Below are 26,419 nucleotides of genomic sequence, written 5' to 3'. Positions count from 1 at the left end.
GGGAACATCGGATCGCCTGGAAACCCTGAGGCAGACCGAGAGGACCGCCCATCGGCTCCGACCTCCCCGGCCCCACCGCCGGACGGAGTCCGGCACGCCGCCGGAGGCGGCCAATGAATACAGCCCCGACGGTTGGGAGGCGAATCACGCTGTGTTGGCGCACCTGGGGGAACATCGGGTGGGCTTCAGGCCTTGAAAGTGCGGGGCGGGTCTCGCTCAGCCATGCCCCCTTGCGCCCCCGGGCGACAATGGAAGACGGCCCAGCCACCCGGCGGCGCCGTCCGAACCGTATGAGGAGGAGATGAAGACATGGCGGAGCCCACGCCGCGTCGGAACGAACCGCGGCTACGCCCCGCGCCCCTGCTCTTCGAGCCCGCGGACGCCGCCGCCGACCCGGAGCACTTCTTCGATCTGGAGTCGATCGACGACCCGCGGGACCTGCTGGCCCGTGCGACGGAGCTGACGCACGCGTTCCGTGCCGCGACCGACCGGGCGATGGAGTTCCAGGCGATCGCCGCGGCCCAGCTCGCCGACCCCCGGCGCTTCGACCGGCTGACCGCGGCGGACATCGCCGAGCGGGCCGAGTGGACCGAGGACTACGCGAAGAAGATGGTCGAGTTCGGCCGGGAGCTGCTCACCGGTGGGGAAGGGACGGGGCACGCCGACCCCGTCTGAGCCCACTCCGCCCGAGCCGCCGCATCTCGCCCTGGCATATGCCGGGCGGGCAAGATACTCCCTCCGGCCCCACTCTGTCCGCGTTTCCCGCAACCCTCGGAGAGTGAACGCTCACGGCCGGTAGACCTGTCGACATGAGCAGTGCATGGGTCACCCCGGACGGCGCCGCCTGGCTCGCCTCGGCAGGAACGTACCCCCGCAGCACACTGGCCCTCTGGGACGAGCGCCCGGACGCCCCGGCCGTGCTGCCCTGCGGCGCCGTCTTCGACGTCGTCAACGCACCCGCGCTCTTCGGACGCAGGATGCTGGACCGGCTCTGGGACGAGGGCCCGGGCTCCGGCCCGGTGGCGGAGTACCGGGGCCGGATGCTGCTGTTCGCCGCCCCCGGTACGGCCCAGCGGCTGCCGACCCTGCTGGAGTGGGAGGAGTGGGGTTCCCGCGGCCGCTCCGGTCACTCCGGCGGCCGTACGGCGGACATCCCGCCCCTGTTGTGCCACGGCACCGGCGACGCGGTGACCGTGCCGCCTCCTTCACCGGCGGGCCCCGCCCCCCACACCCCGTCCACCCGCTGGCTCGTCGCCCCCGACACCCGTCACCCCTGGCTCCCGGGCCCCGAAATCCTGCTCTGGGCGGCCGTCCGCGCCGCCCGAGCGGCGGTGCGGATATCGATTTTTCCTCCCGCCGACCTGGATGCTAAGGTCTACGACGTCAGCAGGCGCCGCTAGCTCAGTTGGTTAGAGCAGCTGACTCTTAATCAGCGGGTCCGGGGTTCGAGTCCCTGGCGGCGCACGACAACGAGAAGGCCCTTCGCAAGAGCGAGGGGCCTTTTCACATGGATCCGGTCGGTGCTATCCGACAGCGATCCGCACCGTCCACGCCCCCGAAGCCGTGCGCCCCTCCACATCCACCCGTACGCCGTCCCCCGGCACCGTGAAACTCTCGCCGAGGCCGACCGGGGCGTCGGCGAGGGATGGATAGACCGAGTCCTCCCAGCAGGCCTCGGTGTGCGGGTGGGCGTCGATCACCTCGACGGGGCCGTGACCGGACTCGGTCTCACTGCGGACCCGGTACACGAGCACCCCGGCGCGACAGGCGGCCCGGTCGTTGCCCACCGGTCCACGTGCCTCGAAGGCGAGCGCGCTGTCCGCCCCCGTGCGCACCACCGCCAGCTTGGTTCCGGCGCCGAGGCCGAACACCGGGGCACCGGCGACGCCCGGCACCGGCACCCCAGGACCCGCGCCCAGCGGCTCCAGGGTCAGCCGGGCCGGCTCCGGCCCGCCGACGCACACCACCTGGCGCGGGTCCAGCCAGCCGAGCTTCCACTTGTGCCAGGCGAAGAGATCCGGGGCGAGCCCGAACTGGCTACCCATCAGGTCCCAGTCACCCACATGGGTGTCCCAGTCCCCCTTGCCGTCCGTGGGGCGACGGTAGAGGTCCGGCAGGTCGAAGACGTGCCCCGTCTCGTGGGCGAGGACCAGCCGGTCCGGCGGATGCTGCTCGAAGACGGTGACGACCCTGCGGATGTCCGTGCCGTCGGCGCGCAGCGGGCTGTCGAGGTTGACGACCTTGGTGGCGTCGGAGTCCACACCGGGCGCGTCCGGGTCGGCGACGAGGTAGACGATGTCGTAGCGGGAGAAGTCGACCTGGCCGTCGGCCGCGGCGAGGGCGTCGCGCAGGTAGGCGGTGCGGTGGTCGGGGCTCCAGTCGCGCCGTATGGCGTACGCGGTGGACGGCTTCGGCATCCGGATCCAGCGCTTCAGCTGATGCGGGCGCAGGGTGAACCTGCCGTAGGAGGCACGCGCGAAGAAGTCGCTGGTGGCCGGGAAGTGGTCGGCGGCGAGTTCGGCGGGGGTGGTCAGGGGGTCCCAGTCCGGGAAGGACAGGAAGACCATGACGGCGTCCAGCGCGCGCGCCGGACGCGGGTAGGCCGCGTTCCAGGTGTCGAGGCCCTCGGAGTGGTGGGCGTCGGTGCGTTGCAGGGCGCAGGGGGCGGTGGCGTAGGGTCCGGCGACCGAGGGGCCGGTGATGATGGAGGTCGCGGCGAGGGCCGAGAGGGTGGTGAACACGGCCGCGGTGCTGCGCAGTCGGGAGCGCGGGAGCTGACGCGGCACAGGGACCTCCGGGTGCGGTTCTCGGAACACCGCACCCAGCCTGTGTGACTTTGTTGTTGTATGCCCTGTTTGCCTGCCCCAGATGAGTGAGAGGACCGGGATACGGGTAAAACCGACACCCCGAATCACTCACGGAACGTCACAAGCGGTCGACTGCTTGAAGAAGCCCGTCCAGGCGCGGGCAGAAACGATCTGCCAGAAGGGTGGGTCACCCCGTAAGCGTTCCGGGACTCCGGTACACCGGCTGGAAGGGCCTGGGGACAGCCTCTATGATCGGCGCACTTTGCTGCACGGACAACGATCTACTGCACTGCGGGAGCGAGCGGTGAACGAAACGTCCGAAGGGCCCATGCCCGCGGCAGGCCTCGACCGGTCAGCCGTCACAGAGAGTGACAACGGCACGTCTCTTCGTGCCGAGCCCCCTTCCTACCGCTCCGCCTTCGCGGCCGCCCCGCTCGCCATGGCCGTGGTCGACCGGGAGGGCCTGGTGGTCAGCGGCAACAAGGCGCTGGGCACGCTGCTCGGTACGGAGCCCGACGCGCTCACCGGGTGCGTCGCCGCCGACCTGGTGGACCTGGCCTCCGACACGCGCACCTGGCACGCCTACCGCGAGGTGCTGCGCGGTCGTCAGGCACGGCTGCGCTGTACGCGCCGGCTCAAGCACCCCGACGGGCAGTCGCTGTGGGTACAGCTCACCGTGGCGCCGCTCGGGGAGGCGGAACCCGGAGTGCTGCTCTCCGTCACCGACATCAGCGCCCGCCGTGAACTCCAGGCGAGGCTGAGGCACTTGCAGATGCACGACCCGGTGACCCGGCTGCCCAACCGGACGCTGTTCTTCGAACGGCTCTCGGCGACGCTGGAGGCGGAGTCGTACGAGCAGGGCGGCACGGGCCGGATCGGGCTGTGCTATCTGGACCTGGACGGCTTCAAGGCGATCAACGACACCCTCGGCCACCGCGTCGGCGACCGTCTGCTGGCCGCCGTGGCCGAGCGGCTGACCCGCTGTGCCGACGAGGCCGGGTACGCCCGCGCGAGCACACCGCTGGTGGCGCGGCTCGGCGGTGACGAGTTCGCGCTGCTGGTCGAGGACTCCACGGGCACCGAGCAGCTCGCGGACCTCGCCGAGTCCGTGCTGAAGGCTCTTCAGGCGCCGTTCGACCTGGCCGGCCGGCAGCTGTCGCTGTCCGCGTCGATCGGGGTCGTGGAGCGGCACGCGGCGGGCACGACCGCGAACGGGCTGATGCAGGCGGCCGATACGACGCTGTACTGGGCGAAGGCGGACGGCAAGGACCGCTGGACGCTGTTCGACCCGGAGCGCAACGCGCACCTGGTGACCCGTCAGGCCCTGGCGGCGGCGCTGCGGCCGGCCATCGAGCGCGGGGAGTTCGTGCTGGAGTACCAGCCGCTGGTGGGCATGTCGGACGGGCGGCTGCGGGGTGTCGAGGCGCTGGTGCGCTGGAATCACCCGCAGTTCGGGCTGTTGACGCCGAATCGGTTCGTCGGACTGGCCGAGGAGGACGGCTCGATCGTGCCGCTGGGGCGCTGGGTGCTGGCCACGGCCTGCCGTCAGGCGCGCCGTTGGCAGCTGGACCATCCCGACGAGCCGCCGATCTTCGTCAGCGTCAACGTGGCCGTGCGGCAGGTCTGGGACTCGGATCTGGTCGCCGACGTGGCGGACATCCTCGCGGAGACCGGGCTCGCGCCGGAGCTGCTCCAGCTGGAGCTCACCGAGTCGGCGGTGATGGGCTCGGCGGGACGCCCCCTGCAGGCGCTCCAGGCCCTCAGCGACATGGGCGTGCACATCGCCATCGACGACTTCGGCACGGGCTACTCGAACCTCGCCTACCTCAGTCGGCTGCCGGTGTCGGTGCTGAAGCTGGACGGCTCCTTCGTGCGGGGCTTCCAGTTCGAGAGCGCCAAGGACGCGGCCGTACCGCCGAACCAGGCCGACGAGGTCATCGTCGAGGCCATGATCCAGCTCGCCCACCGCCTCGGCCTGACCGTCACCGCCGAATGCGTCGAGACCTCCGCCCAGGCCACCCGCCTGCGCGGCATCGGCTGCGACACCGGCCAGGGCTGGCTGTACTCCCGCCCGGTGTCGCCGGACCGTATCTCCGAGCTGCTGGGCAGCGAGACCTACGCCGTGGGCAACCCGTAGGCGTCCGCGACGAGTTCGTAGGAGCGCAGGCGGAGTGCGCCGCGGTGGGCGTGGCTGGTGAGCATCAGCTCGTCGGCGCCGGTGCGCTTGTGGAGGTCGTCGAGGCCGGTGCGGACCTCGTCGGCGGTGCCGTGGACGATGTTCGCGGTCCAGGAGTCGACGAACTCGCGCTCCATCGGGCTGAAGTCGTGGGCCTCGGCCTCCTCGGGGGAGGGCATCAGGCCGGGGCGGCCCATGCGCAGGCGGACCATGTTGAGGCCGGTGGCCAGGACCTGGCGGCGGGCCTCGCGCTCGTCGTCGGCGGCGAGCACGGAGACGCCGATGAGGGCGTACGGCTCGTCGAGGACCGCGGACGGCCGGAACGACTCGCGGTAGAGGTCGAGCGCCGGGATGGTGTTCTGCGCCGAGAAATGGTGCGCGAAGGCGAACGGCAGTCCGAGGACGCCGGCCAGGCGGGCGCTGAAGCCGGAGGAGCCGAGCAGCCAGACCGGCGGGCGGTGCGGGGACTGGACGCCACCGGGCGCGGTCGACTGGACGGGCCCGGGGATGGCGTGGATGCGGCGGTAGGGGTGGCCGTCGGGAAAGTCGTCGTCGAGGAAGCGGGTCAGCTCGGCGAGCTGCTCGGGGAAGTCGTCGGCGCCCTCGTTGAGCCGGTCCGTGCGGCGCAGGGCGGCCGCGGTGGCGCCGTCCGTGCCGGGCGCGCGGCCGAGGCCGAGGTCGATGCGGCCCGGGGCCATCGCCTCCAGCGTGCCGAACTGCTCCGCGATGACCAGCGGGGCGTGGTTCGGGAGCATCACACCGCCGGAGCCGAGGCGTATGCGGTCGGTGTGGGCGGCGAGGTGGGCGAGGATCACCGCCGGGGAGGAGGAGGCGACGCCCGGCATGGAGTGGTGTTCGGCGACCCAGTAGCGGTGGAAGCCCCGCGCCTCGGTGAGCCGCGCGAGGTCGACGCTGGTGCGCAGCGCGTCGGTGGCGGTGCTGCCGGTGCCGACGGTGACCAGGTCGAGCACGGAGAGGGGGGCGGGGGCGGTGCCGTGTGTCGTGCCCCGGATCTCGTCTGCGTCTGCCACCACGGTGCCTGCCTCCTGTTGTCCGGCCGTACGCTGTCCTCACAGAGGTAACAGGAGGCAGTCCCCGCTTATTCCCGGGAAGCCGACGAGGTCACACTTGCACCAGCGGCTCCCGTGAGAACAGTGCCCCCAGCGCCGGAGCGTTCACGCGGCGGTCGGCCAGGCGCAGGGCCTCCCACACGGTGACCTGGTTGGCGGTGAGGACGGGCTTGCCGAGGTCCTTCTCGAGGGTGGGGATGTGGGCGGCGGTGTGGAGGGCGGTGTCGGGCAGGAGGAGGGCCTGCGCGTCCGGGGTGTCGGCCGCGCGGGCCAGCTCCAGGATCTCCGTCTCGCCCCATGTGCCGACCTCCGCCGCGGTGATGATCCCGGCGCCGCGCACGGCGGTCACCTCCACTCCCCCGGCCCGCAGGAACTCCGAGAAGAGCCCGGCCACGTCCTCCGGATAGGTCGCGGCGACGGCGACCCGCCGCAGCCCGAGCTCGCTCGCCGCGTGCACGAAGGCGAAGGACGTCGAGGAGGCGGGCAGGCCCGCGGCGGTGGCCAGGTTCTGGACCTGCTCCCGGGCGCCGTCCCAGCCGTAGACGAAGCTGCCGCTGGTGCAGGCCCACACGACGGCCTCCGCGCCGGCCAGCCGCAGCTCCTCGACCCCGGCCGCGAGCCGTTCGGGCGCCCCCATCCGCAGCAGCGCGTCGACCCGGTGCGCGTCCTCTCCGATGTCCGTGTGGACCAGGTCCACCCGGATGTCACTGCCCAGGAGCTGCTCGATGCGCGGATAGTCGTCCTCGGCGGAGTGGCCCGGGTAGAGGAATCCGAGTGCGGTCATGTCCAGCCTTCCTGCTGTTCTTCCGGCAGTACGGGCCACGCCCGCGCCGACTCGTCGATCAGCGCCTGATACGGCCCCACGGCTCGGGTACCCAGCAGGCGCAGGGCCGCCCACATCGTTACCTGGTTGGCTGAGATCACCGGTATGCGCAGCTCGGCCTCCAGTTGGGGGATCACGTCGTACGTGGGCAGGTTGGTGCAGGAGATGAACAGGGCGTCGGCGCTTCCCGGCCGTACCGCCTGGCGCGCCATGGCCACCACGTCCTTGTAGGGGACCTTCCAGATGTGCCGGGTCAGCCCCATGAAGGCGCGGCCGGTGACCCGGACGCCCGCCTGGGCCACGTACGCCTCCAGGGCCCGGGTGACGGACTCCGTGTAGGGCGTCACCAGCGCCACCCGCCGTACGCGCAGCTCCGCCAGCGCCTCCAGGAGCGCCCCGGAGGTCGTCACCGCCGGTACGGCGCCCGCCCGGGTCATCGTCTCGCACATGGCCCGCTCCCCGGCCGTCCCGCCGACGAAGCTGCCCGACGCGCAGGCGTAGGCGACGGCCTCGGGTGTGACGGCGATCAGGGTGCGGACCGCCTCGCCGAGGGTCTCGTGCTCGCTGACCCGGCGGGCGAGGTCCAGACTCACCTCGACCGGCACGAACGGAGTGCGTGTGAGGTGCAGCGACACCTCGTCGGGCACCCAGCGCCACAGCTCGCGGTCGAGTGCGAAGTCGAAGGGAGCGACGACACCGACACCGCGCTGGGAGCGGGGTCCGCCGAGAAAAGTGATGTCCATGGCAGGCACCGGCCTCACCGTGAGAGACGGAAGGACAACGGACCGTACGCTCGCCCGTGTTGACGAAGGTAGGTTCGGGTGCGAGCGTGGTCAATCCGTGCATGTCAGACACTTGGTCACTCCGTGAGGAACGCCCGTCCCGATGACCGCACCCACCCTGCTCGTCCTCGACGCCGATCCCCTCCCCCGTCTCGGCCGCCTCACCGGACGCGCGCGCATCGTGCACGCGGATCCCGGCACGCTCGCCGAGCGGCTCCCGCAGGCCGACGTGCTGCTGGTGTGGGACTTCACCTCGCACGCCGTGCGTGAGGCGTGGCCGGGTGAGGGGCCGCGGCCGCGCTGGGTGCACACCGCGAGCGCCGGGGTGGACCATCTGATGTGTCCGGAACTCGCCGTTTCCGACACGGTGGTGACGAACGCGCGCGGCATCTTCGACGAACCCATCGCCGAGTACGTCGCGGCCCTCGTCCTCGCGATGGCGAAGGACCTGCCCCGGACGTGGGAGCTCCAGCGGCAGCACGAGTGGCGGCACCGCGAGACCCGGCGGGTCTCCGGCACCCGCGCCTGTGTGGTCGGCTCGGGGCCGATCGGCCGGGCGATCGCCCGCACGCTGAAGGCGCTCGGCGTGAACACGGCGATCGTGGGCCGGGTGCCGCGCACGGGCATCCACGGCCCGGACGATCTGGAGCGGCTGATGGCCCGCGCCGACTGGGTGATCGCGGCCGCGCCGCTCACCGACGACACGTACGGCATGTTCGACGCCCGCCGCTTCGGTGTGATGCAGCCGTCCGCCTGCTTCGTGAACGTCGGCCGCGGACAACTGGTCGTCGAGGACGCGCTCGCGGACGCGCTCGCCAAGCGGTGGATCGCGGGCGCGGCCCTGGATGTCTTCGCCGCCGAACCGCTCACTCCCGACAGCCCGTTGTGGCGGGTGCCGGGTCTGCTCGTGTCCCCGCACATGAGTGGCGACACGATCGGATGGAGGGACGAACTCGCCGCGCAGTTCGTGGAGTTGTACGAGCGTTGGGCGGCCGGGAAACCGCTCACGAACGTCGTCGACAAGAAGCGCGGGTACGTACCAGGCCACTGACCTTCCCGGGGAGAGCGCATGACGGAACTCACCGACCTCACCGCCGCACAGCTCGTCGACGGCTATCGCGCGGGCGCGTTCAGTCCCGTGGAGGCGGTCCGGGCGGCCCTGGAGCGGGCCGAGCGGATCCAGCCGGAGGTGAACGCGTTCGTCCGGCTCCTGCCCGAGGATGCGCTCGCGCAGGCGCACGCGTCGGCGGACCGGTGGCGGCGGGGCGAGCCGGCGGGCCTGCTGGACGGGGTGCCCGTCACCGTCAAGGACATCCTGCTGCTGCGCGGGCATCCGACCCTGCGCGGCTCGAAGGCGGTGTCGGAGAAGGGCCCCTGGGACGAGGACGCCCCCTCCGTCGCCCGCCTGCGCGAGCACGGCGCCGTCTTCGTGGGCAAGACGACGACGCCCGAGTACGGCTGGAAGGGCGTCACGGACTCGCCGCTGTCGGGCGTGACCCGCAACCCGCACGACCCCGCGCGCACCGCGGGCGGCTCCAGCGGGGGCAGCGCGGCCGCGGTGGCGCTCGGCGCGGGCCCGCTGTCCCTGGGCACGGACGGCGGGGGCAGTGTCCGCATCCCGGCGGCGTTCTGCGGGATCTTCGCCCTCAAGCCCACGTACGGCCGGGTGCCGCTCTATCCCGCCAGCGCCTTCGGCACCCTCGCGCACGTCGGCCCCATGACCCGCGACGCGGTCGACGCGGCCCTGCTCATGGATGTGATCGCCGCGCCGGACTCCCGTGACTGGTCGGCGCTGGAGCCGCCCGGGCGGCCGTACTCGGGCGTGCTGGGAGAGGGCGTGCACGGCCTGCGGGTCGCGTACTCGCCCTCACTCGGCGGTCAGGTCGCGGTGCAGCCGGCGGTCGCGGCGGCGGTACGGCGGGCCGTGGAGCGTCTCGCCGCGCTCGGCGCGTACGTCGAGGAGACCGACCCCGACTTCGCGGAGCCGGTCGACGCCTTCCACACCCTGTGGTTCAGCGGCGCCGCCCGCGTGGCCCAGCACCTCACCCCCGCCCAACGCCAGCTGCTGGACCCCGGCCTCCGCGACATCTGCGCCCAGGGCGCCCGCTACACCGCCCTCGACTACCTCGCGGCGGTCGACACCCGCATGGCCCTGGGCCGCCGCATGGGCCGCTTCCACGACACCTACGACCTCCTCGTCACACCGACCCTCCCCCTCACGGCGTTCGAGGCGGGCGCGGAGTTCCCCAAGTCCTCGGGCCTTCACCGCTGGACCGGCTGGACCCCCTTCACCTACCCCTTCAACCTGACCCAACAGCCCGCCGCCAGCGTCCCCGTGGGCGCCGACCCCGACGGCCTCCCCATCGGCCTCCAGCTGGTGGCCGCCCGTCACCGCGACGACCTGGTCCTGCGCGCGGCACATGCCCTGTACGAGGCCGGGGTCACCTCCGGCGGAAGCTGAGCGCCTCCCCCGCGGCACCGGATCGCCACAGGTCGTTGCAGGCGGCGGCCATCTCCTCCAGGCCTTCCACGACCTGGCCCCAGACGATGCCGGGCACCCAGCCCACGTCGCCGTTGAGGAGGAGGTTGTTGCGTTCGTAGAACAGGGCCAGGTCGACCAGGGTCGCGTTCGGGCGGACCTCGCGGTCGTAGCCGTAGGCCTTGGTGCCCAGCTCCGAACCGGCGAAGGAGAAGTAGCAGAGGTCTCCCGGGATGGGGGTGACGGTCGGGTTCTCGAGGGGCGGTTCGGATGTCGCGAAGGGTGTAAAAAGGGCGTAGATCTCATTGCGCGCGTATTTCGCGTGGTACACGTCCCCGGCGAGCGGGAGCGCGTCCCAGACCGTGGCGCAGGTGACGGGGGCACGGTCGTCGAGGAGTTTGGCCGTGCAGCGGACGTCACGTTTGACCAGCGAGACTTCGATGAAACGGTCAGCCATGCCCTCCATGGGAGTGCCCTGGGCCGTCGTGGTCAAGGGTGCCGGGGAGTCGTGCGGGGCTTGAAAAGATCGGCATAACTCGTAGCCCGTCGGGTAGCCGCGCGCCCATGGCTCCACCACGCAGAAGTCCCCAAAGTGCACAGAGAAGCCCTGAACACATACACGGGCCCACTCGCCGGTCGCTGCTCGCGGGGGTGGCGGCGCTCGGCGCGTTGGGCGCGGCCGGCTGTTCCCGGGTGGCCAACGCGTCCGGTGTGGAAGGCGGCGACCTGCTCGACCGGCTGCGGGCGCAGGGCGTCGTACGGCTCGGGATCGCCGGTGAGATCCCGTTCGGCTACATCGACACGGACGGTCAACTCACCGGTGAGGCGCCCGAACTGGCGAAGGCCATCTTCAAGCGGCTCGGGGTGGACAAGGTGCAGCCCGTGCCGACCGAGTTCGGCTCGCTCATCCCGGGTCTGAACTCGCAGCAGTTCGACGTGGTCGCGGCCGGGATGTACGTCAATCCCGAGCGCTGCGAGCAGGTCATCTTCGCGGACCCGGACTACCAGATGCTCGACTCCTTCATCGTGCGCAAGGGAAACCCCAAGGGGCTGCACAGCTACAAGGACGTCGTCGAGAAGAAGGCGAAGTTCGCGACCGGCACCGGATACGCCGAGATCCAGTACGCCGTCGACGCGGGCTACAAGCAGGGCGACATCCTGATCGTCCCCGACCAGGTCGCGGGGCTCAACGCCGTCGAGGCCGGACGCGTCGACGTGTTCGCCGGTACGGCGCTCACCACCCGCGAGGTGGTGAAGAAGTCGAGCAAGGCCGAGGCCACCAAGCCGTTCGCGCCGCTCGTGGACGGCAAACCGCACGTCGACGGGGGCGCCTTCGCCTTCCGCAAGACCGAGACCAAGCTGCGTGACGCCTTCAACGTCGAGCTGCGGAAGCTGAAGAAGAGCGGCGAGCTCTTCCGGATCCTCAAGCCCTTCGGCTTCACCAAGGCCGAGATGACCGATCTGACCGCGAAGGAGCTCTGCGGCGGATGACCTCGGGACTCTGGGAACTCGTACTCAAGGGCGTATGGACCACCGTCCAGTTGCTCGTCCTCAGCGCGCTGCTCGCCGCCGCCGTCTCCTTCGTCGTCGGCATCGCGCGCACCCACCGGCTGTGGATCGTCCGCTTCCTCGCGGGCTTCTACACGGAGGTGTTCCGCGGCACCTCGGCCCTGGTGATGATCTTCTGGGTGTTCTTCGTGCTGCCGCCCGCCTTCGGCTGGCAGCTGGTGCCCCTGTGGGCGGGCACGCTGGCACTCGGTCTGACCTACGGCGCGTACGGCGCGGAGATCGTGCGCGGCGCGCTGCTCGCCGTCGACCCGGCGCAGAAGGAGGGCGGGATCGCGCTCAGCTTCTCGCCCTGGCAGCGGCTGCGGCTGATCCTGCTGCCGCAGGCGGTGCCGGAGATGATCCCACCGTTCTCCAACCTGCTCGTCGAGCTGCTCAAGGGCACCGCGCTGGTGTCGATCATGGGTATGGGCGACCTGGCGTTCAGCGGCAACCTGGTGCGCCTGGCGCTTCAGGAGAGCGCGGAGATCTACACGTACGTCCTGCTCATCTACTTCGTGATCGCGTTCCTGCTCACCCGGGTCATGCGCGGTCTTGAGAAGCGGTTGAAGGCGAACGTCGGGAAGGCGCCGGAGCGCAAGATCGTCACGGAACCCGGGCCGATCGGCGTCGGAGGTGGTGTCGGATGAAGTGGGACTGGAGTGCCGTAGCCGACTTCATGCCGCAGTTCTGGGACGGTCTGCAGGTCACCCTGCAGGCGCTGGTCCTCGGCTCGCTGATCTCGTTCGTCCTCGGTCTGGTGTGGGCGCTGCTGATGCGCACGCCGACCCGCTGGGTGCGCTGGCCCGTCGGGGTCGTCACGGAGTTCGTGCGCAACACCCCGCTGCTGGTCCAGCTGTTCTTCCTGTTCTACGTGCTGCCCGAGTGGGGCGTGACCATCTCGGCGCTGACCACCGGTGTGATCGGGATCGGGCTGCACTACTCGACGTACACGATGCAGGTCTACCGGGCCGGCATCGAGGCGGTGCCCCCCGGCCAGTGGGAGGCCGCGACGGCGCTGAACCTGTCGCGCCGGCGGACGTGGACGGCGGTGATCCTGCCGCAGGCGATCCGCAGGGTCGTCCCGGCGCTGGGCAACTACGTCATCTCGATGCTCAAGGACACACCGATGCTGATGGTGATCACCGTCCTGGACATGCTCGGCCAGGCGCGGCTCTTCTCCCAGCAGCACTTCCAGTTCACCGAGCCCCTCACGGTGATCGGCGTGGCCTTCATCGTCATCTCCTATCTGGCCTCCCTTCTCCTGCGCACCCTGGAGCGACGCCTTGTCCGTTGACACCTCGAAGCAGCCGACCGACCTCCATACGACCCCGAACGAGCTGATCCGCCTGGAACAGGTGACCAAGCGGTTCGGGAGCAACACCGTCCTCGACCACCTGGACTTCTCGGTGCAGGCGGGCCGGCACGTCACCCTCATCGGGCCGTCCGGTTCGGGCAAGACCACGATCCTGCGCCTGCTGATGACGCTGACCAAGCCCGACGAGGGCACGATCACCGTCGACGGGCAGCGGCTCTTCCCGGCGTCGGAGAAGCAGTGCCGCGAGGTGCGCAAGCAGATCGGGATGGTGTTCCAGCAGTTCAACCTGTTCCCGAACATGACCGTCCTGCGCAACCTCACCGAGGCCCCGGTGACCGTGCTCGGCCTGTCCAAGGACGAGGCGGAGGCGCGGGCCCGCGAGCTGCTCGACCTGGTCGGCCTCGCCGACAAGTGCGACGCCCGCCCCTCCCAGCTCTCCGGCGGCCAGCAGCAGCGGGTGGCGATCGCGCGGGCGCTGGCGATGCGGCCGAAGGTGCTCCTCCTCGACGAGGTGACCTCGGCGCTGGACCCGGAGCTGGTCGCGGGCGTGCTCGACCTGCTCCGTGACATCGCCCGTACCACCGACATCACGATGCTCTGTGTGACCCACGAGATGAACTTCGCCCGGGACATCTCCGACCAGGTCCTGATGTTCGACTCGGGCCGGGTCATCGAGTCGGGTCCGCCCGAGCAGATCTTCAGCGATCCGGAGCAGGAGCGGACTCGGGAATTCTTGAGCGCGGTCCTGTGAACGTTCGTGTAATTACGTGACGCGTCGGTAGCGTCACTCCAGGTCTGACAGCCGGTCCATGACGGAGGCATATACCAAAGGGCCACTGCCGCAGTTGAGGCGGTCGCGCGAGGGCCACAATCTCGCCAACAACCACTCCACACAGGCTGTTTGACAGCTATCGTGGAGGGGATCCGCTGTCCGGATCACGGCCCAGAAAGCGACCGCAGGGGGACGACCGTGGCGCTGAAGCACGAGCCGACCGCGCCGTACCACTCGGCCCAGGACGCCCTGCGCGTCCTGGAGACAGTGGCACGACACTCCACCGGCGTCACCGACGCCGAACTCGCACGCCGCACCCGCCTCGGCAGCGAGAGGCTGACCACCCTCCTGCTGATGCTGCGCCGCGAGGGGTACGTGGTGCAGATCGCCGACGGGACGTACGTCACCGGTGACGCGCTCACCCGCCTGAGCTCCGCCCACGGCCATGACCAGGCCGTGCGCGAGCACCTCCAGCACACCCTCGACCGGCTGCGCGACTCCGTGGGCGCCGCGGTCTACATCAGCCGGTACGTCGACGGCGAGGTCAAGATCACCCAGTACGCCGACAGCCCGGCCACGCCCGCGGTCAACGAGTGGGTGGACTTCCGTTACTCCGCCCACGCCACCGCGGTCGGCAAGAGCCTGCTCGGACAGCTCGACCACAACGGCCGCCGCGACCATCTGTCCCGGCACAAGATGGCCCGCCTCACCTCGCGCACCATCACCAGTGACAAGCTCCTGCTCTCCCGCCTGGAGTCCCAGGCGCCCACCGTGCCCGTCCTCGACCTCCAGGAGTACGCGGTCGGCACGGTCTGCGCCGCGGTCCCGATCACCGCGGGATCGTCGGTCGGCTGCCTCGCCCTCTCCCTCCCCGTCGAGCACGCGCACCGCCTGCGCCGCGCGGCGGACCGGCTGAACCGGGGCGCGGCTCCGGTGCTGCTGTCGCTGGCCCTCTGAGCCCCCCGAAACGTGGTCGGAACCACCCCCGCGGACCAGGTAGTATTTTCCCTGTCGCCAGCCGCGCACAGCGGAGGGCGAGAGTCATGCGCCGCTAGCTCAGTTGGTTAGAGCAGCTGACTCTTAATCAGCGGGTCCGGGGTTCGAGTCCCTGGCGGCGCACGATGCCGATGGCGAGGCGTGTTCGCGGAAAGCGCGAACCACCTCGCCATCGCTGTTTCTGCGCGGCTGGCGCCGCGCGTTGTGGGGGCTCCGCCACCCACACCCCCTAGCTCCGCGCGCCCTCCGTCCCCAGCCGGCCGGTGAGCATCTCGCCCCGCCCGTGCCGGCGGTACTCCGCGGTGAGCCCGGCCCTCTCCTCGCTCGTCAGCCGTCGGTAGGCACCCGCACCCGGTGGCCGCCACCACACCGGGTCGGCGCAGTGGACGCCCTCCCGTCGCAGCAGTGCCCGGTTGATCTTGTTGGTCGCGGTGACCGGCATCCGCTCCAGCACCCGTACGAACCGGGGCGCCATCTTGGTGCCCAGATCCGGCTGGGCCCGCAGGAACGCGGCGAAGCCGTCCGGCTCGAAGTCACCGGCGACCGCCGCCATCACCTGGTCCCCGGTCACCGGATCCGGCACCGCGTACACCGCGACCGCCTCGGCGCCCGCATACCGGGCGAGGATGTTCTCGATCATCGCGGCGGCCAGGTTCTCGCTGTCGACGCGCAGCCGGTCGTCGGTGCGGCCCGCGAAGTACAGGAAGCCGTCGGCGTCCCGGAAGAAGAGGTCACCGGTCCAGTAGCCGCCCTCCCGTCGTCGCTCGGCGTCCGCCGCCGGATTGCGCCAGTACCCCTCGAAGGGGTTCGGCCCCCTGTTCACCAGCTCCCCGATGGCCTCGTCCCCGTTCAGCAGGCGCCCTGCCGCGTCGAAGGCGGCCGGCGGACACTCCTCACCCGTCTCCGGATCCAGCACCACGAGGCCCGGCGCCGCCGGTCCGACCGCCCCGGCCGGTGTTCCCGGCGTCCACTGGATCGCCGCCCCGCCCTCCGACGAGCCGTACCCCTCCACCAGCCGCACCCCGAACCGCCGCTCGAAGGCCGCCGCGTCCACCGCGCCGGCCTCGGTGCCGAAGCCGAGCCGCAGTGGATGGTCCCGGTCGTCGGGCCGTTCCTCGGTGGCCAGGAGGTACTGGACGGCTCGGCCCACGTAGGTGAAGTACGTGGCGCGAAACCGTCGTACGTCCGCGAGGAAGCCGGAGGCCGAAAACCGTCGGCGCAGGGCCACTCCCGCTCCGGCCGCCAGCGCGGGCGCCCAGTCGGCGATCACGGCGTTGCCGTGGAACATCGGCATGCAGACGTAGTGCACGTCGTCCGGGCGGACCCCGAACTGCCCGGCCAGGGAGCGGCCCGCGGCGGCGAGGCGGCCCTGGGAGCACAGGGCCGCCTTGGGGGCGCCGGTCGAGCCGGAGGTGAAGTACAGCAGGAGCCGGTCGGCCGGGGTGGCCCGGGAGGCGTCCGGGCGGGCGTCGGCGTAGGGGGCGAGCAGGTCGGCGTAGGACTCGGTGCCGGTGACGAGGAGGCGGACTCCGGGCAGGTCGAGGCCGGTGAGGAGGGGCAGGTGGGCCTGCTCGGTGACCAGGATCCGGCACTCGGTGTGGAGGACGTCCCGGGCGAGTTCGGGGCCCCGCCGGGTGGGGTTGATCCCGGCGACGGCGGCGCCGGCGAGGGCGGCGGCCGACAGCCACAGGGGAAACTCCGGGGTGTTGTCGAGCAGGACGCCGACGTGCGGCTCCGCGCCCGGCGGCAGCAGGTCGGCGAGCAGCGCGGCACGGGCGGCGGCGCCCGCGGTCACCTCGTGGTGGGTCAGCACCCGCTCCTCGAACCACAGCCCCGGCCGGTGGTCGCCCCACCCCGCGGCCACCAGCTCGGCGACGGTACCCCTGGTGGACTCCATGAGCGCGCACGGTAGTTGACGTACCGTCAGATGTGGAGGCTACGGCAACAGGAAGTCGCCCGTGGCCGCGAACATCAGGTGGGCGGTGACCATGAAGACGACACAGAAGGCGACGAGCACCCCGCACACCACCAGCGTGCACCCGGTGCTCACCGCGAGCTTTCCCCGCGCCGGGGCGTGGGCCGTGGCGCGCTCGGGGCGGTCGGGCGCATAGAACACGGTGACGATGTCGCCCTCGATGATCGTCCCCGGCCCGTTCTTCTCCTCGAACCGGACGGTGCGCCCTTCGCGGGTGACGAACTCGTAGACGTGGTGCAGGGTCGTGCGGACCGAGCTGTCGCCGCCTCCGCCGCTGGTCGTCGTGTACGACCGCAGACAGCGCGCCTCCGCCGTGATCCCGCTCCTCCAGGCCCGGCTGACCTGCCGCGAGCGCCTGGTCGCGGAGACGGCGGCGAGCACCGTGACGGTGCTGATGATCAAGGGCACGATGAAGAAGAAGACTTCCATGAACTCCCCCGAGGTCCGTGCGCCGGCCTGAGCGGCCGGTGTGCAGGGAACGTACCCGCCAGGCCCGGGGGGCGGCCTCAAGGGAAGCTCAGAGTTCTGGCGCGGTCGCCCACGCGTAGAGGATCGCGATGACGGCCGCGCCTATGAAGAACAGCCCGAACACCGTGCCCGCCGTGTCCTTGCCGGGCTGGGGCGCGGACGCGGTGGCCTTCTCCGGGTCGTTCGCCACGTAGTACACGAGCACCTCGTCGCCGGCCGCGCGGTCCCGCGGCCCGCCGCTCTCCTTGAAGCGGACCGCGAGGCCGTCGCCGGTCGTGTAGTCGTACTCGTGCCACTGCACGCGCCGGGCCACGTTGTTGACCATCTGGGTCGTGGCCCAGGCGCGCACCACTCTGGCCCGGGCGGTGAGCCCGCTCTCCCAGGCGGCCCGCCGCTCCCGGGTCCGCCGTACGAGCGCGAACCCGCCCCACACCAGCAGGGCGATCATGAGCGGCATGACGATGTTGAAGATGGCGTCCATGGGACGCGGACCCTACCCGAGGCGTGCCCCGAGACGCTGATCAGAAGGTGACGTCCGAGCAGGCGTAGAACGCGTTGCCCGTGTCGGCGATCGTCCAGACCGCGAGGATGACGTGGTGGCCGGTCAGGCCGGAGGGGAGGCGGCCGGTGTGGGAGAGGGTGGCGGGTGGGCGCTGGCCGCCGTAGGGGATGGTCAGGAAGGGAGTGAGGTTGAGGTCGGAGCGGGCCAGGTTGTGGTTCTGGTTCCAGCCCGGCTTGGTGACGTAGTACGTGAAGCCGGTCGTGGCGTGCATGGCCGTGAACTGCCAGCGGAAGGTGTAGCTCTGGCCGCCGGAGACCCGGGTGGTGGGCCAGGCGCCGCCGGACGGGGTGCGCGGGCTGTCGAGCTGGGCGAAGCGCGTGTTGTTGCCGGAGCAGAGCCGGCCGTCGGCCGCTCCGGAGGCGGGGAAGCCCTTGGGGCCCTCGACGCTCTGCGGCTCCCACTGGATGTCACCGCAGTTGGTCACCGAGCCGTTCTGGCACAGCTTCTGCCTGCTGACGGGGAGGTCGGTGTAGCCGTGGCCGCTCGCGCCCCCGGCGGAGAGCACGAAGGCCCCCGCCGTGGTGAGCCCGAGCACGGCGGCGTACCACTTGGTCTTTTTGCGCATGCTGCCGCTCCTGGAGAACGTGTGGGGAGTTCCGTGAGCCGTGCAGGTCTAGACCAAGTCTCAGATTATTGCCGGGGTATGGACATGTCCATACCAATCGAGGAGCCAATCAAGGGGGCATTCCAGGGGCCGATCAGGGGGTCGTTCAGGGGGCCGATCAAGGGGTGGCTTCCCCGCGGCCCGCGCAGAACGCCACCGTCAAGTCCTTCACCAGCACCTTGCGTTCGTAGTCGTCGAGCTCCACCAGCCCCCGTGTCGTCAGCCGCGTCACCGTGTCCTCCACCGAGTCGACCACCGACGTCAGCACACTCGCCCGGTGCTGCGCGTCCAGCGCAGCGATACGGCGACGGTGCATCGCCGCCGCCACCTCGGGCGCGTACTCCACCCGGACCGGCCGCACCGAGAACACCTCCACGCCGACCGCCCCCGCGTCCGCCACCACCAGCCGGGTCAGCGCCTCCCCCGTCGCGTCCACCGAGGCCCGAGCGCTCCCCGGCATCTCCACCGGCACCGAGGCCAACGCCGCCTCGACGCACTCCCGCAGATACGTCTCGTGGTCCTCGACCCCGAGCGTCGCCCGCGCCGTGTCCCGCACCCGCCACACCACGAGGACCACCACCCGCAGCGCCATCCCGTTGCCGTCGGCGGCCGGCATCGGCTCGCCGCGCCAGTGCCGCAGCCGCACGTCGACCCGCTGCCGCAGCAGCAGCGGGTTCACCCACAGCAGGCCGGTGCGCCGGACCGTCCCCCGGTAGCGGCCGAACAGATCGAGCACCCAGGCCCGCCCGGTACGCCCTCGCGCCAGCCCGCCGAACCCGAAGAGGCCGAGCGCCCCCGCCCCGGCGTACGCCGCCCACTGGGCCGGACCGAACCCGGCCCCGGCGCAGGCCGGCAGCCGCAGCGCCTCCGCCACCAGCGGCGGCAGCGCGCCCGCCCACCACGAGGTGGCCACGCCTCCGGCCACCCCGCAGGCCCCGGCGAACAGACCCACCACACCCGGCAACACCCGCGCGGGCCGCTCCACCAGCGCCGGATCGACCTCGGCCACCACCCGCGCCTTCGCCGGGACCGGCCGCCGGAGCCGCGGCTGCTCACCCGTGCCCAGTCGGCGCCCCACCACCGCGGGCCCGAGGGGCACCGGTTCCGGCCGCTCGGGGTCGTCGCGGAACAGCAGGTGGACGGGGATCTCGGTGGTCACCTCGTTGTGGATGAGCCGGCCCGGCCGGAACGGCCCCTCGGGCTCCGGTGTCGGTGAAGTGGTCGTACTCATGCGTGCCTCCAGCCTCCGCGCCAGATGCGTCAGACGCGTCGTACACGTCAGACGTGTCGTCAGATGCGTCAGGAGCGTCAGGTGTGTCAGGAAAAGAGCCGCCGCCAGGTCTCCGGGCCCGGGTAGCCGTCCGCCGCGCCGCCGCGCCAGCCCTGGGCGCGCTGGAACGCCTCGACGGCACGCCGGTCCGCTTCGTCCCAGCGCGGTCCCGGGCTCGTCGTGTAGTACCTGCCGAACCCCTTCTCCACCAACCGCCTCCCCAGCTGGATGACGTACGCGTTCCGGGCGCCCGGCCGGAACATGGCCCGGCCGGGGTACGCCGGGACCGCGCCGGGAGGCGCCGCCATTCCCGCCTCCCCCTCCCCGGTCGTGATGTCGCGCCCCTCGCCGGTGACCAGCAGCTCCCAGGTGCGCGGGCCCGGCAGCCCGTCCGCGTCGGAGCCCCGCCAGCCCTGGGCCAGCTGGAACGCCCGGGTGGCCCGCCGGTCCGCCTCCGACCAGCGCGGGTCGGGATCCTGCGGGTAGTAGGCGGCGGCACCGCGCGCGACGAGCATCCGGCCGAGCTGGGTGACGTGGGCGTTGTCCGCCCCGGGGCCGAAGGCCGCGGCCCCCGGGTACGGCGTGCTCGCGGTGTCGGTGGCCGGTTCGGCACCGCCGGCCGGCTGGGGATCGGGCTCGGACGGTTCCTGTGACGCCGTCTCCGCCGTGAGCCCCTTGTACCGGTACGGGACGTAGCGGCCCGAGTTGCTCCAGTAGGCGTAGGGAGTGGCCTTCGCGCGGGCGTGCGGGCGGATCTGCTCGTACGCCGTGTAGTACCTGTGCGTGTCGTCCGTCCAGCCGCCGAAAAGGACGACGTGCGAGCCGTTGTGGGGGTTCGCCGGATTGTGGAAGAGCAGTATGTCGCCGGGCTGGAGTTGCTCCTTGGAAATGCGGTCGCCGAACTTGTGGAGGCTGCCCGTCCATTCGTTTCCCGCCAGGCTCCACGCCATCGACACGAAGCCCGAGCAGTCCTGCCGGTAACCGTCGGACGTGTAGGCGCTCATGCTGTACGAGACCTTCCTCGTGACCCATTTCTTCGCCCGGGTGATGATCTCCGTACGGGTCGTCGGAGGCGTCTTCACCGGTCCCGTCGGGCGACCCTGCGCCCGGGCCGGGCCGTGCAGCGGGGCTTCGGGGCCCTGCGGGTTCTCGGGCCCGTCATCCGCGGGGACGCCGGGCGGGGCGGGGGCGTGCGGGGCGGCCAGTGCCGGTACGGCGTGACACACACCGAGTGCCGTGGCGGCGGCCGCGACGATCACCGTGCGGCGGACGGCGGTGCGGCCGGCCGGGGCAGCCGGCAGGGCGCGGCGCCGGAGCACGCATCCGGGGCAGTCGCAGTCGCTCGCGGGATCGATTTCCTCGAATACCGGAGACTCCATGCGATTCCCTTCACACTCCGGGCGGAAATGTCCATGCCTGTACACGTTCGCCAGTTTCGCAACTGTCTTCGCCACGCGCATGTTGACGGTCCGAATGATGTACGGGACCCCACGCGCGCCTGTCCGCCCGACGTCCGGTGGTCAAAGGCACCACCGGACGTCCGGTAGAGTTAGCACGTCAGCAGGCGCCGCTAGCTCAGTTGGTTAGAGCAGCTGACTCTTAATCAGCGGGTCCGGGGTTCGAGTCCCTGGCGGCGCACAGACAGGACGGGCTCCTCGTACGAACGAGGGGCCCGTTTCGCGTTTGGCCGGATACCCTCTCGCCATGGCAGCCCGTGACCTCCAGGAGCGCATCAAGAAGCTGATCGTCGACCGGCGGCTGGCCTCCGGGGCCCCACTGCCGACCGAGCCCGAGCTGATGGAGTTCCTCGGCGCGAGCAGGAACTCGGTGCGGGAGGCGCTGAAGGCGCTCCAGGCCATGGGCATCGTCGAGATCCGGCACGGCTTCGGCACGTACGTCGGCCCGATGACCTTCGCCCCCATGATCGAGGGCCTCGCGTTCCGTACGGTCGCCGGGCACTACCGGGGCGAGGACAGCCTGCTGCAGCTGCTCGAGCTGCGCGAGGCGGTGGAGACGGGGCTGATCTCCCGGCTCGCGGGGCGGATCCCGGCCGGCGACCTCGGCGAGCTGGACGCACTCGTCGACCGCATGGAGGAGCTGGCCGCCCGGGGGAACGGTTTCGCGGAGACCGACCGCGCGTTTCACGCCACGCTCTACCGGGGGCTGGACAACGCTCTGCTGAGCGAGGTCCTGGAGGCGTTCTGGGACGCCTTCCACCGCGTACGCACCGACCTCGTGGACGTACCACAGGATCCGAAGGTCACCTGCCGGCAGCACCGGGAGATCGTTGATGCCGTCAGGACGGGCGACTCTGTTCGGGCGGAGAACGCCATAAGGGACCACTTCGATCACATTCGTGCACGACTGTCCACTACCGTCCACAACGCAGCCACAAGGCCCCCACACGCGCAACAATGAGCGCGTATGACCGGTAAACACCGCGTTTCGCGTCTTGCGATCATGCCGGACACCGTAGAACCCTGGTGTCAAAGTGCTGCACATTCGCGGCAGTTGGGGGCATGCATCCGGTTGCGCGACTCGCGGGGAGAGGGGCCCTGTTCGCGAACAAGATGCCGAGGGGGCTATTCGCAACCGGTAGGTCGCCCTTCTGTGTCTTCAGGGAGGAATGACACGGAACACGCGACTTCTCCTTCACCGATGAGACGCCTGTGAAAGCCAAGGGGGGCTGTTGGCAGGCGCAGGAAGACAACGACGACACGCGCTGATCTGCGTGTGGGGGGATGACTCATGACGTCGACGCCGACGGGCGCCCGGCACAATTTCGACCCGTCACAAACCACGCCGCTCAGGCGGGACACGCACCGGACCGGGGGGACCGGGTCGTTCCGCCGGATAAGGAAGACGCTGCCGAGATACGACTACGAGCACTACAGCCGGCTGGCGGGACCCCTCACCCAGCCCGACCCGACCAAGCCCTACAAGGTCCGCTACCGCTCGCTGCTCTCCCAGGAGCCGCACCGCGTCCGGGCCGCGCTGATGCTGGGCGCCGCGCCACTGCTCTCCCTGGTCCTGCTCGCCTGGCTGCTGCAGCCGGAGCACTGGACGCGACGGGACTACCCGGCCTTCGACTGGCTGCCCGCGCTCGACATGGTGATGCTGGTCGCGATCGGCCTGATCGAGTTCTTCCGCTGCATGAACGTGCTGTCCAACGCGCACGCCACGCTGGTCGCCCGCGACCCGATCCCGGTGGTCCCGGAGACCGGCACGAGAGTCGCCTTCCTGACCTCCTTCGTGCCCGGCAAGGAGCCGCTGGAGATGGTGACGAAGACTCTGGAGGCGGCCGTCAAGCTGCGCCATCGGGGGCTTCTGCACGTCTGGCTCCTCGACGAGGGCGACGACCCCGAGGTCAAGGCGGTCTGCGAACGCCTCGGCGTGCACCACTTCTCCCGCAAGGGCATCGAGAAGTGGAACCGGCCCACGGGCCCGCACCGAGCCAAGACCAAGCACGGCAACTACAACGCCTGGCTCGACGCCCACGGCGACGACTACGACTACTTCGCCTCCGTCGACACCGACCACGTACCGCTGCCCAACTACCTGGAGCGGATGCTCGGCTTCTTCCGCGACCCGGACGTCGGCTTCGTGATCGGCCCGCAGGTCTACGGCAACTACGACACGTTCGTCACCAAGGCCGCCGAGTCCCAGCAGTTCCTCTTCCACGCCCTCATCCAGCGCGCGGGCAACTTCTACGGCGCCCCCATGTTCGTCGGCACCTCGAACGCCGTACGCATCAAGGCGCTCAAGCAGATCGGCGGGCTGTACGACTCGATCACCGAGGACATGGCGACCGGCTTCGAGATCCACCGGCACAGGAACCCGGCGACCGGCAGGAAGTGGCGGTCGGTCTATACCCCGGACGTCCTCGCCGTCGGTGAGGGCCCGAACGCCTGGACGGACTTCTTCACCCAGCAGCTGCGCTGGTCCCGGGGCACCTACGAGACCATCCTCAAGCAGTACTGGAAGGGCTGGTACTCACTGCCGCCCGGCAAGCTCTTCAACTACACGATGATGATCATCTTCTACCCGATGTCGGCCCTCAACTGGATCCTCGCGGCCCTGAGCTGCACCCTGTTCCTGGGCCTCGGCGCCTCCGGCGTCAACATCGACCCGACCGTGTGGCTGATGCTCTACGGCAACGCCTCCGCGCTCCAGATCGGCCTGTACATCTGGAACCGCCGGCACAACGTCTCCCCGCACGAGCCGGAGGGTTCGGGCGGTGTGGCGGGCATGGTGATGTCGGCCCTGTCGGCGCCCATCTACGCCCGCTCACTGATGGACGCGGTGCTGCGCCGCAAGAGCAGCTTCGTGGTGACGCCCAAGGGCGACTCCGCCTCCCCGGACACCCTGTTCGGGACCTTCCGGATCCACCTGTTCTTCATCATGGTATTCGGCGCGTCCATCGCCGCCGGAATCACGCTCGGGCACGCCCACCCCGCGATGGTCGTCTGGGCCTCCTTCGCCCTGCTGATCACCGCCTCGCCGATCTTCGCCTGGCAGTGGACGCTGCGGGAGGCGCGCAGGAAGCCCGCCGCGCCCCCACCGGCGCCGGAGCCCGAGCCGCAGGACGCGGTGCCGGTGGGCGCCGCCGCGGGCGCGGTGCCGTACGCGCCGCACGGCCACGCGCCGGCACGCAAGCCGAGCTGGGCCTCCTCGGGCGGCTCCGCCGACTCGCACGGCAGCGGTGACCAGACCATGCAGATCGCCCTGGGCGGACTCGGAGGGCGCAAGGAATGACGGAGGGAGCAAGCCGCCGCCGTGCCCGTCGACTCGCGATCGGCACGGCGGTGGTCCTCGCCCTGGCCGGAATGAACGGCCCGTGGGTCTACCGCTTCAGCACGGAGCAGTACCACCAGTACAAGATCAACAGACCGGAGTACAAGGCCGCCAACGGCCACTGGGAGATCGTGGAGTTCCCGAAGGAGTACCGCCAGAACACCATCCACGCGGCGCTCCTGCACACCGGGAAGATCCTTCTGGTCGCGGGCTCCGGCAACAACCAGGACAACTTCGACGCCAAGCGGTTCGACACCCGCATCTGGGACCCGGTCGCACGCACCATCAAGAAGGTGCGCACGCCGAACGACCTGTTCTGCACCGGCCACACCCAGCTCGCCAACGGCAACCTGCTGATCGCGGGCGGCACCAAGCGGTACGAGAAGCTGAAGGGCGACGTCACCAAGGCCGGCGGCCTGATGATCGTCCACAACGAGAACCCCGACAAGCCGATCACCCTGCCCGCGGGCACCAGGTTCCGGGGCAAGGAGAACGGCAAGACCTTCGTCTCCAAGGACCCGGTGGTCGTCGAGCGCGCGACGAAGAACTTCGACAAGAAGTCCGGCAAGTTCCTCGGCAACACCCCCGGTCTCGGCCGCATCTACGTCGAGGCGCAGAAGAGCGGCACCAAGTACGAGACCGGCACCCAGGACAACTACCGCATCCAGGGCCTGACCGGCGTCGACGCGCGCAACACGTACGGCATCGCGCAGAAGCTCGCGCTCGACAAGAAGGACTTCCAGGGGATCAGGGACGCGTACGAGTTCGATCCCGTCGCCGAGAAGTACATCAAGGTCGACCCGATGAAGGAGGCGCGCTGGTATCCGACGCTGACGACATTGAGCGACGGCAAGATTCTCAGTGTCTCCGGGCTCGACGACATCGGGCAGTTGGTACCCGGCAAGAACGAGGTCTTCGACCCGAAGACGAAGAAGTGGACTTACACACCGAAGGAGCGTCAGTTCCCCACGTATCCCGCGCTGTTCCTGATGCAGAACGGGAAGATCTTCTACTCGGGTTCCAACGCGGGATACGGGCCGGCCGACGTGGGACGCGAACCGGGGATCTGGGACGTGGCCACGAACAGGTTCACCAAGCTTCCCGGGCTGAGTGACGCGAAGCTGATGGAGACCTCCGGGACGGTGTTGCTCGCGCCGGCGCAGGACGAGCGGTACATGGTGATCGGGGGTGGCGGGGTCGGCGAGTCCCGGTTCTCGAGTGAGAAGACGCGGATCATCGACCTGAAGTCGGACGACCCCCGGTTCGCGGACGGGCCGTCCCTGGGCAAGGGGACGCGCTATCCGCAGGCGTCGGTGCTGCCCGACGACACCGTTCTGGTGTCCGGGGGCTCCGAGGACTATCGCGGGCGCGGGGACTCCAACATCCTCGAGGCGCGGATCTACCACCCGGACACCAATACGCTCGACCGGGTCGCCGATCCGCTGGTGGGGCGGAACTACCACTCCGGGTCGATTCTGCTGCCGGACGGGCGGGTGATGTTCTTCGGGTCGGACTCGTTGTACGGGGACGCGGCGAACACGAAGCCGGGGAAGTTCGAGCAGCGGATCGAGATCTATACGCCGCCGTATCTGTACCGGCATTCCCGGCCGTCGTTGGGAAGTGGGCCGAAGACCATTCCCCGGGGCGGGTCGGGGACGTTCACCTCACGGCATGCTTCCTCCATCAAGAAGGTGCGGTTGATCCGGCCCAGTGCGTCCACGCATGTGACGGATGTGGATCAGCGGTCCATCGCGTTGGATTTCACGGTGGCTGGGGACAAGGTGACGGTCACCGTGCCGAGGAATCGGAATCTGGTGCAGGGTGGGTGGTACATGCTGTTCGCGGATGATGAGCGCGGGACGCCCAGTAAGGCGCGGTGGGTTCGAGTGCCGTAGCGCTCCCGCGGGGTGCTGTTTGGGTGCGGGAGCGCTGTGGCTGGTCGCGCAACGCGGCGGATCCGCAGATCGATACAGCCCCG

At 70.5% G+C, this 26,419-nt stretch carries 24 protein-coding genes and 3 tRNA genes; 16 read left to right on the top strand and 11 right to left on the bottom strand.

Translation table 11 applies throughout. The features are described from left to right. The first annotated feature begins 309 nt into the window (after positions 1–309). From ACGFNV_RS41550 to ACGFNV_RS41540, 3 genes are all read left to right on the top strand, one after another. Positions 310–675, top strand: a complete 366-nt coding sequence (locus tag ACGFNV_RS41550) for a hypothetical protein (protein WP_393630197.1) — start codon at positions 310–312, stop codon at positions 673–675. A 134-nt stretch (positions 676–809) separates the two neighbouring features. Then, positions 810–1,400 carry a bifunctional DNA primase/polymerase gene (locus ACGFNV_RS41545; protein ID WP_393630195.1) on the top strand — a complete coding sequence of 197 codons (591 nt, stop codon included), beginning with the start codon at positions 810–812 and terminating at the stop codon, positions 1,398–1,400. Next, a tRNA-Lys gene (locus ACGFNV_RS41540) sits at positions 1,391–1,464 on the top strand. Before ACGFNV_RS41545 ends, ACGFNV_RS41540 begins: the two co-directional genes overlap by 10 nt. 59 nt (positions 1,465–1,523) lie before the next feature. Here the strand turns inward: ACGFNV_RS41540 and ACGFNV_RS41535 are convergent. Further along, positions 1,524–2,786 (bottom strand): M6 family metalloprotease domain-containing protein, encoded by a 1,263-nt coding sequence (locus ACGFNV_RS41535; RefSeq protein ID WP_393630193.1) that lies wholly within the window; start codon positions 2,784–2,786, stop codon positions 1,524–1,526. 325 nt (positions 2,787–3,111) lie between these two features. Here ACGFNV_RS41535 and ACGFNV_RS41530 point away from each other — a divergent pair, with 325 nt between their 5' ends. Next, on the top strand, positions 3,112–4,944 hold the full coding sequence (locus ACGFNV_RS41530) for a putative bifunctional diguanylate cyclase/phosphodiesterase (RefSeq protein WP_393630191.1): 1,833 nt from the start codon (positions 3,112–3,114) through the stop codon (positions 4,942–4,944). Here the strand turns inward: ACGFNV_RS41530 and ACGFNV_RS41525 are convergent. The 3 genes from ACGFNV_RS41525 to ACGFNV_RS41515 form a co-directional block, all read right to left on the bottom strand. Continuing rightward, positions 4,923–6,017, bottom strand: coding sequence for an LLM class flavin-dependent oxidoreductase (locus tag ACGFNV_RS41525; RefSeq protein ID WP_393630189.1), 1,095 nt, complete (start codon positions 6,015–6,017; stop codon positions 4,923–4,925). The genes ACGFNV_RS41530 and ACGFNV_RS41525 overlap by 22 nt on opposite strands. A gap of 88 nt (positions 6,018–6,105) precedes the next feature. After that, on the bottom strand, positions 6,106–6,837 hold the full coding sequence (locus ACGFNV_RS41520; RefSeq protein ID WP_393630187.1) for an aspartate/glutamate racemase family protein: 732 nt from the start codon (positions 6,835–6,837) through the stop codon (positions 6,106–6,108). Continuing rightward, positions 6,834–7,619 (bottom strand): aspartate/glutamate racemase family protein, encoded by a 786-nt coding sequence (locus tag ACGFNV_RS41515; RefSeq protein ID WP_393630185.1) that lies wholly within the window; start codon positions 7,617–7,619, stop codon positions 6,834–6,836. The genes ACGFNV_RS41520 and ACGFNV_RS41515 overlap by 4 nt, the downstream gene beginning before the upstream one ends. A gap of 142 nt (positions 7,620–7,761) precedes the next feature. Between ACGFNV_RS41515 and ACGFNV_RS41510 the strand changes: the two genes are divergently transcribed. Further along, positions 7,762–8,709: a D-2-hydroxyacid dehydrogenase gene (locus ACGFNV_RS41510; protein ID WP_393630183.1), complete on the top strand. Its 948-nt coding sequence runs from the start codon at positions 7,762–7,764 to the stop codon at positions 8,707–8,709. An 18-nt stretch (positions 8,710–8,727) separates the two neighbouring features. Beyond that, entirely contained in the window at positions 8,728–10,119 is a 1,392-nt protein-coding gene (locus ACGFNV_RS41505) for an amidase (RefSeq protein WP_393630181.1), read from the top strand. Here ACGFNV_RS41505 and ACGFNV_RS41500 read toward each other — a convergent pair. Then, positions 10,100–10,594, bottom strand: a complete 495-nt coding sequence (locus tag ACGFNV_RS41500) for a DUF3830 family protein (RefSeq protein ID WP_393630179.1) — start codon at positions 10,592–10,594, stop codon at positions 10,100–10,102. The genes ACGFNV_RS41505 and ACGFNV_RS41500 overlap by 20 nt on opposite strands. A 107-nt stretch (positions 10,595–10,701) precedes the next feature. Between ACGFNV_RS41500 and ehuB the strand changes: the two genes are divergently transcribed. From ehuB to ACGFNV_RS41470, 6 genes are all read left to right on the top strand, one after another. Further along, positions 10,702–11,628, top strand: coding sequence for an ectoine/hydroxyectoine ABC transporter substrate-binding protein EhuB (ehuB, locus tag ACGFNV_RS41495; protein ID WP_393630177.1), 927 nt, complete (start codon positions 10,702–10,704; stop codon positions 11,626–11,628). Continuing rightward, positions 11,625–12,332: an ectoine/hydroxyectoine ABC transporter permease subunit EhuC gene (gene ehuC, locus ACGFNV_RS41490; protein ID WP_393630175.1), complete on the top strand. Its 708-nt coding sequence runs from the start codon at positions 11,625–11,627 to the stop codon at positions 12,330–12,332. Before ehuB ends, ehuC begins: the two co-directional genes overlap by 4 nt. After that, positions 12,329–12,979 (top strand): ectoine/hydroxyectoine ABC transporter permease subunit EhuD, encoded by a 651-nt coding sequence (gene ehuD, locus ACGFNV_RS41485; RefSeq protein WP_393630173.1) that lies wholly within the window; start codon positions 12,329–12,331, stop codon positions 12,977–12,979. Before ehuC ends, ehuD begins: the two co-directional genes overlap by 4 nt. Next, positions 12,969–13,751 carry an ectoine/hydroxyectoine ABC transporter ATP-binding protein EhuA gene (gene ehuA, locus ACGFNV_RS41480; RefSeq protein ID WP_393630171.1) on the top strand — a complete coding sequence of 261 codons (783 nt, stop codon included), beginning with the start codon at positions 12,969–12,971 and terminating at the stop codon, positions 13,749–13,751. Before ehuD ends, ehuA begins: the two co-directional genes overlap by 11 nt. Before the next feature lie 219 nt (positions 13,752–13,970). Then, positions 13,971–14,729, top strand: coding sequence for an IclR family transcriptional regulator C-terminal domain-containing protein (locus tag ACGFNV_RS41475; protein ID WP_393630169.1), 759 nt, complete (start codon positions 13,971–13,973; stop codon positions 14,727–14,729). An 88-nt stretch (positions 14,730–14,817) separates the two neighbouring features. Next, positions 14,818–14,891 (top strand) — tRNA-Lys (locus ACGFNV_RS41470). Between the two features lie 106 nt (positions 14,892–14,997). Here the strand turns inward: ACGFNV_RS41470 and ACGFNV_RS41465 are convergent. The 6 genes from ACGFNV_RS41465 to ACGFNV_RS41440 all read right to left on the bottom strand — a co-directional run bounded on the left by ACGFNV_RS41465 (position 14,998) and on the right by ACGFNV_RS41440 (position 21,026). Next, positions 14,998–16,665 (bottom strand): long-chain-fatty-acid--CoA ligase, encoded by a 1,668-nt coding sequence (locus ACGFNV_RS41465; RefSeq protein WP_393630167.1) that lies wholly within the window; start codon positions 16,663–16,665, stop codon positions 14,998–15,000. 39 nt (positions 16,666–16,704) lie between these two features. Further along, positions 16,705–17,172, bottom strand: a complete 468-nt coding sequence (locus tag ACGFNV_RS41460; protein ID WP_393630165.1) for a DUF3592 domain-containing protein — start codon at positions 17,170–17,172, stop codon at positions 16,705–16,707. A gap of 88 nt (positions 17,173–17,260) precedes the next feature. Further along, complete coding sequence (locus ACGFNV_RS41455) at positions 17,261–17,692, bottom strand: DUF3592 domain-containing protein (protein WP_393630164.1); 432 nt, start codon at positions 17,690–17,692, stop codon at positions 17,261–17,263. 40 nt (positions 17,693–17,732) lie between these two features. Further along, a complete protein-coding gene (locus tag ACGFNV_RS41450) occupies positions 17,733–18,338 on the bottom strand; it encodes a lytic polysaccharide monooxygenase (RefSeq protein WP_393630162.1) in 606 nt (201 codons plus the stop codon). A gap of 157 nt (positions 18,339–18,495) precedes the next feature. After that, a complete protein-coding gene (locus tag ACGFNV_RS41445) occupies positions 18,496–19,608 on the bottom strand; it encodes an SPFH domain-containing protein (RefSeq protein ID WP_393630160.1) in 1,113 nt (370 codons plus the stop codon). 86 nt (positions 19,609–19,694) lie between these two features. After that, entirely contained in the window at positions 19,695–21,026 is a 1,332-nt protein-coding gene (locus tag ACGFNV_RS41440) for a peptidoglycan-binding protein (protein ID WP_393630159.1), read from the bottom strand. A 185-nt stretch (positions 21,027–21,211) separates the two neighbouring features. On the opposite strand from ACGFNV_RS41440, the gene ACGFNV_RS41435 reads away from it, so the two are divergent. The 4 genes from ACGFNV_RS41435 to ACGFNV_RS41420 all read left to right on the top strand — a co-directional run bounded on the left by ACGFNV_RS41435 (position 21,212) and on the right by ACGFNV_RS41420 (position 26,336). Continuing rightward, a tRNA-Lys gene (locus ACGFNV_RS41435) sits at positions 21,212–21,285 on the top strand. A gap of 66 nt (positions 21,286–21,351) precedes the next feature. Beyond that, positions 21,352–22,065 carry a FadR/GntR family transcriptional regulator gene (locus ACGFNV_RS41430; protein WP_393630157.1) on the top strand — a complete coding sequence of 238 codons (714 nt, stop codon included), beginning with the start codon at positions 21,352–21,354 and terminating at the stop codon, positions 22,063–22,065. A 330-nt stretch (positions 22,066–22,395) separates the two neighbouring features. Then, positions 22,396–24,402 carry a glycosyltransferase family 2 protein gene (locus ACGFNV_RS41425; RefSeq protein ID WP_393630155.1) on the top strand — a complete coding sequence of 669 codons (2,007 nt, stop codon included), beginning with the start codon at positions 22,396–22,398 and terminating at the stop codon, positions 24,400–24,402. Beyond that, entirely contained in the window at positions 24,399–26,336 is a 1,938-nt protein-coding gene (locus ACGFNV_RS41420) for a galactose oxidase-like domain-containing protein (protein WP_393630153.1), read from the top strand. Before ACGFNV_RS41425 ends, ACGFNV_RS41420 begins: the two co-directional genes overlap by 4 nt. Positions 26,337–26,419: the final 83 nt, after the last annotated feature.

It is taken from the genome of Streptomyces sp. NPDC048751 (assembly GCF_043198595.1).
Taxonomy (GTDB): Bacteria; Actinomycetota; Actinomycetes; order Streptomycetales; family Streptomycetaceae; genus Streptomyces.
Note: the sequence above shows the minus strand (reverse complement) of the source record. Positions and strands in the feature narration are given on the sequence as shown.

Bases quoted from the DNA above. Each gene is read 5' to 3' on its own strand.
- ACGFNV_RS41550 (WP_393630197.1), top strand. From the start codon at position 310: ATGGCGGAGCCCACGCCGCGTCGGAACGAACCGCGGCTACGCCCCGCG.
- ACGFNV_RS41545 (WP_393630195.1), top strand. From the start codon at position 810: ATGAGCAGTGCATGGGTCACCCCGGACGGCGCCGCCTGGCTCGCCTCG.
- ACGFNV_RS41520 (WP_393630187.1), bottom strand. From the start codon at position 6,837: ATGACCGCACTCGGATTCCTCTACCCGGGCCACTCCGCCGAGGACGAC.
- ACGFNV_RS41515 (WP_393630185.1), bottom strand. From the start codon at position 7,619: ATGGACATCACTTTTCTCGGCGGACCCCGCTCCCAGCGCGGTGTCGGT.
- ACGFNV_RS41510 (WP_393630183.1), top strand. From the start codon at position 7,762: ATGACCGCACCCACCCTGCTCGTCCTCGACGCCGATCCCCTCCCCCGT.
- ACGFNV_RS41505 (WP_393630181.1), top strand. From the start codon at position 8,728: ATGACGGAACTCACCGACCTCACCGCCGCACAGCTCGTCGACGGCTAT.
- ACGFNV_RS41500 (WP_393630179.1), bottom strand. From the start codon at position 10,594: ATGGCTGACCGTTTCATCGAAGTCTCGCTGGTCAAACGTGACGTCCGC.
- ehuB (WP_393630177.1), top strand. From the start codon at position 10,702: ATGGCTCCACCACGCAGAAGTCCCCAAAGTGCACAGAGAAGCCCTGAA.
- ehuC (WP_393630175.1), top strand. From the start codon at position 11,625: ATGACCTCGGGACTCTGGGAACTCGTACTCAAGGGCGTATGGACCACC.
- ehuD (WP_393630173.1), top strand. From the start codon at position 12,329: ATGAAGTGGGACTGGAGTGCCGTAGCCGACTTCATGCCGCAGTTCTGG.
- ACGFNV_RS41465 (WP_393630167.1), bottom strand. From the start codon at position 16,665: ATGGAGTCCACCAGGGGTACCGTCGCCGAGCTGGTGGCCGCGGGGTGG.
- ACGFNV_RS41460 (WP_393630165.1), bottom strand. From the start codon at position 17,172: ATGGAAGTCTTCTTCTTCATCGTGCCCTTGATCATCAGCACCGTCACG.
- ACGFNV_RS41455 (WP_393630164.1), bottom strand. From the start codon at position 17,692: ATGGACGCCATCTTCAACATCGTCATGCCGCTCATGATCGCCCTGCTG.
- ACGFNV_RS41450 (WP_393630162.1), bottom strand. From the start codon at position 18,338: ATGCGCAAAAAGACCAAGTGGTACGCCGCCGTGCTCGGGCTCACCACG.
- ACGFNV_RS41445 (WP_393630160.1), bottom strand. From the start codon at position 19,608: ATGAGTACGACCACTTCACCGACACCGGAGCCCGAGGGGCCGTTCCGG.
- ACGFNV_RS41440 (WP_393630159.1), bottom strand. From the start codon at position 21,026: ATGGAGTCTCCGGTATTCGAGGAAATCGATCCCGCGAGCGACTGCGAC.
- ACGFNV_RS41430 (WP_393630157.1), top strand. From the start codon at position 21,352: ATGGCAGCCCGTGACCTCCAGGAGCGCATCAAGAAGCTGATCGTCGAC.
- ACGFNV_RS41425 (WP_393630155.1), top strand. From the start codon at position 22,396: ATGACGTCGACGCCGACGGGCGCCCGGCACAATTTCGACCCGTCACAA.
- ACGFNV_RS41420 (WP_393630153.1), top strand. From the start codon at position 24,399: ATGACGGAGGGAGCAAGCCGCCGCCGTGCCCGTCGACTCGCGATCGGC.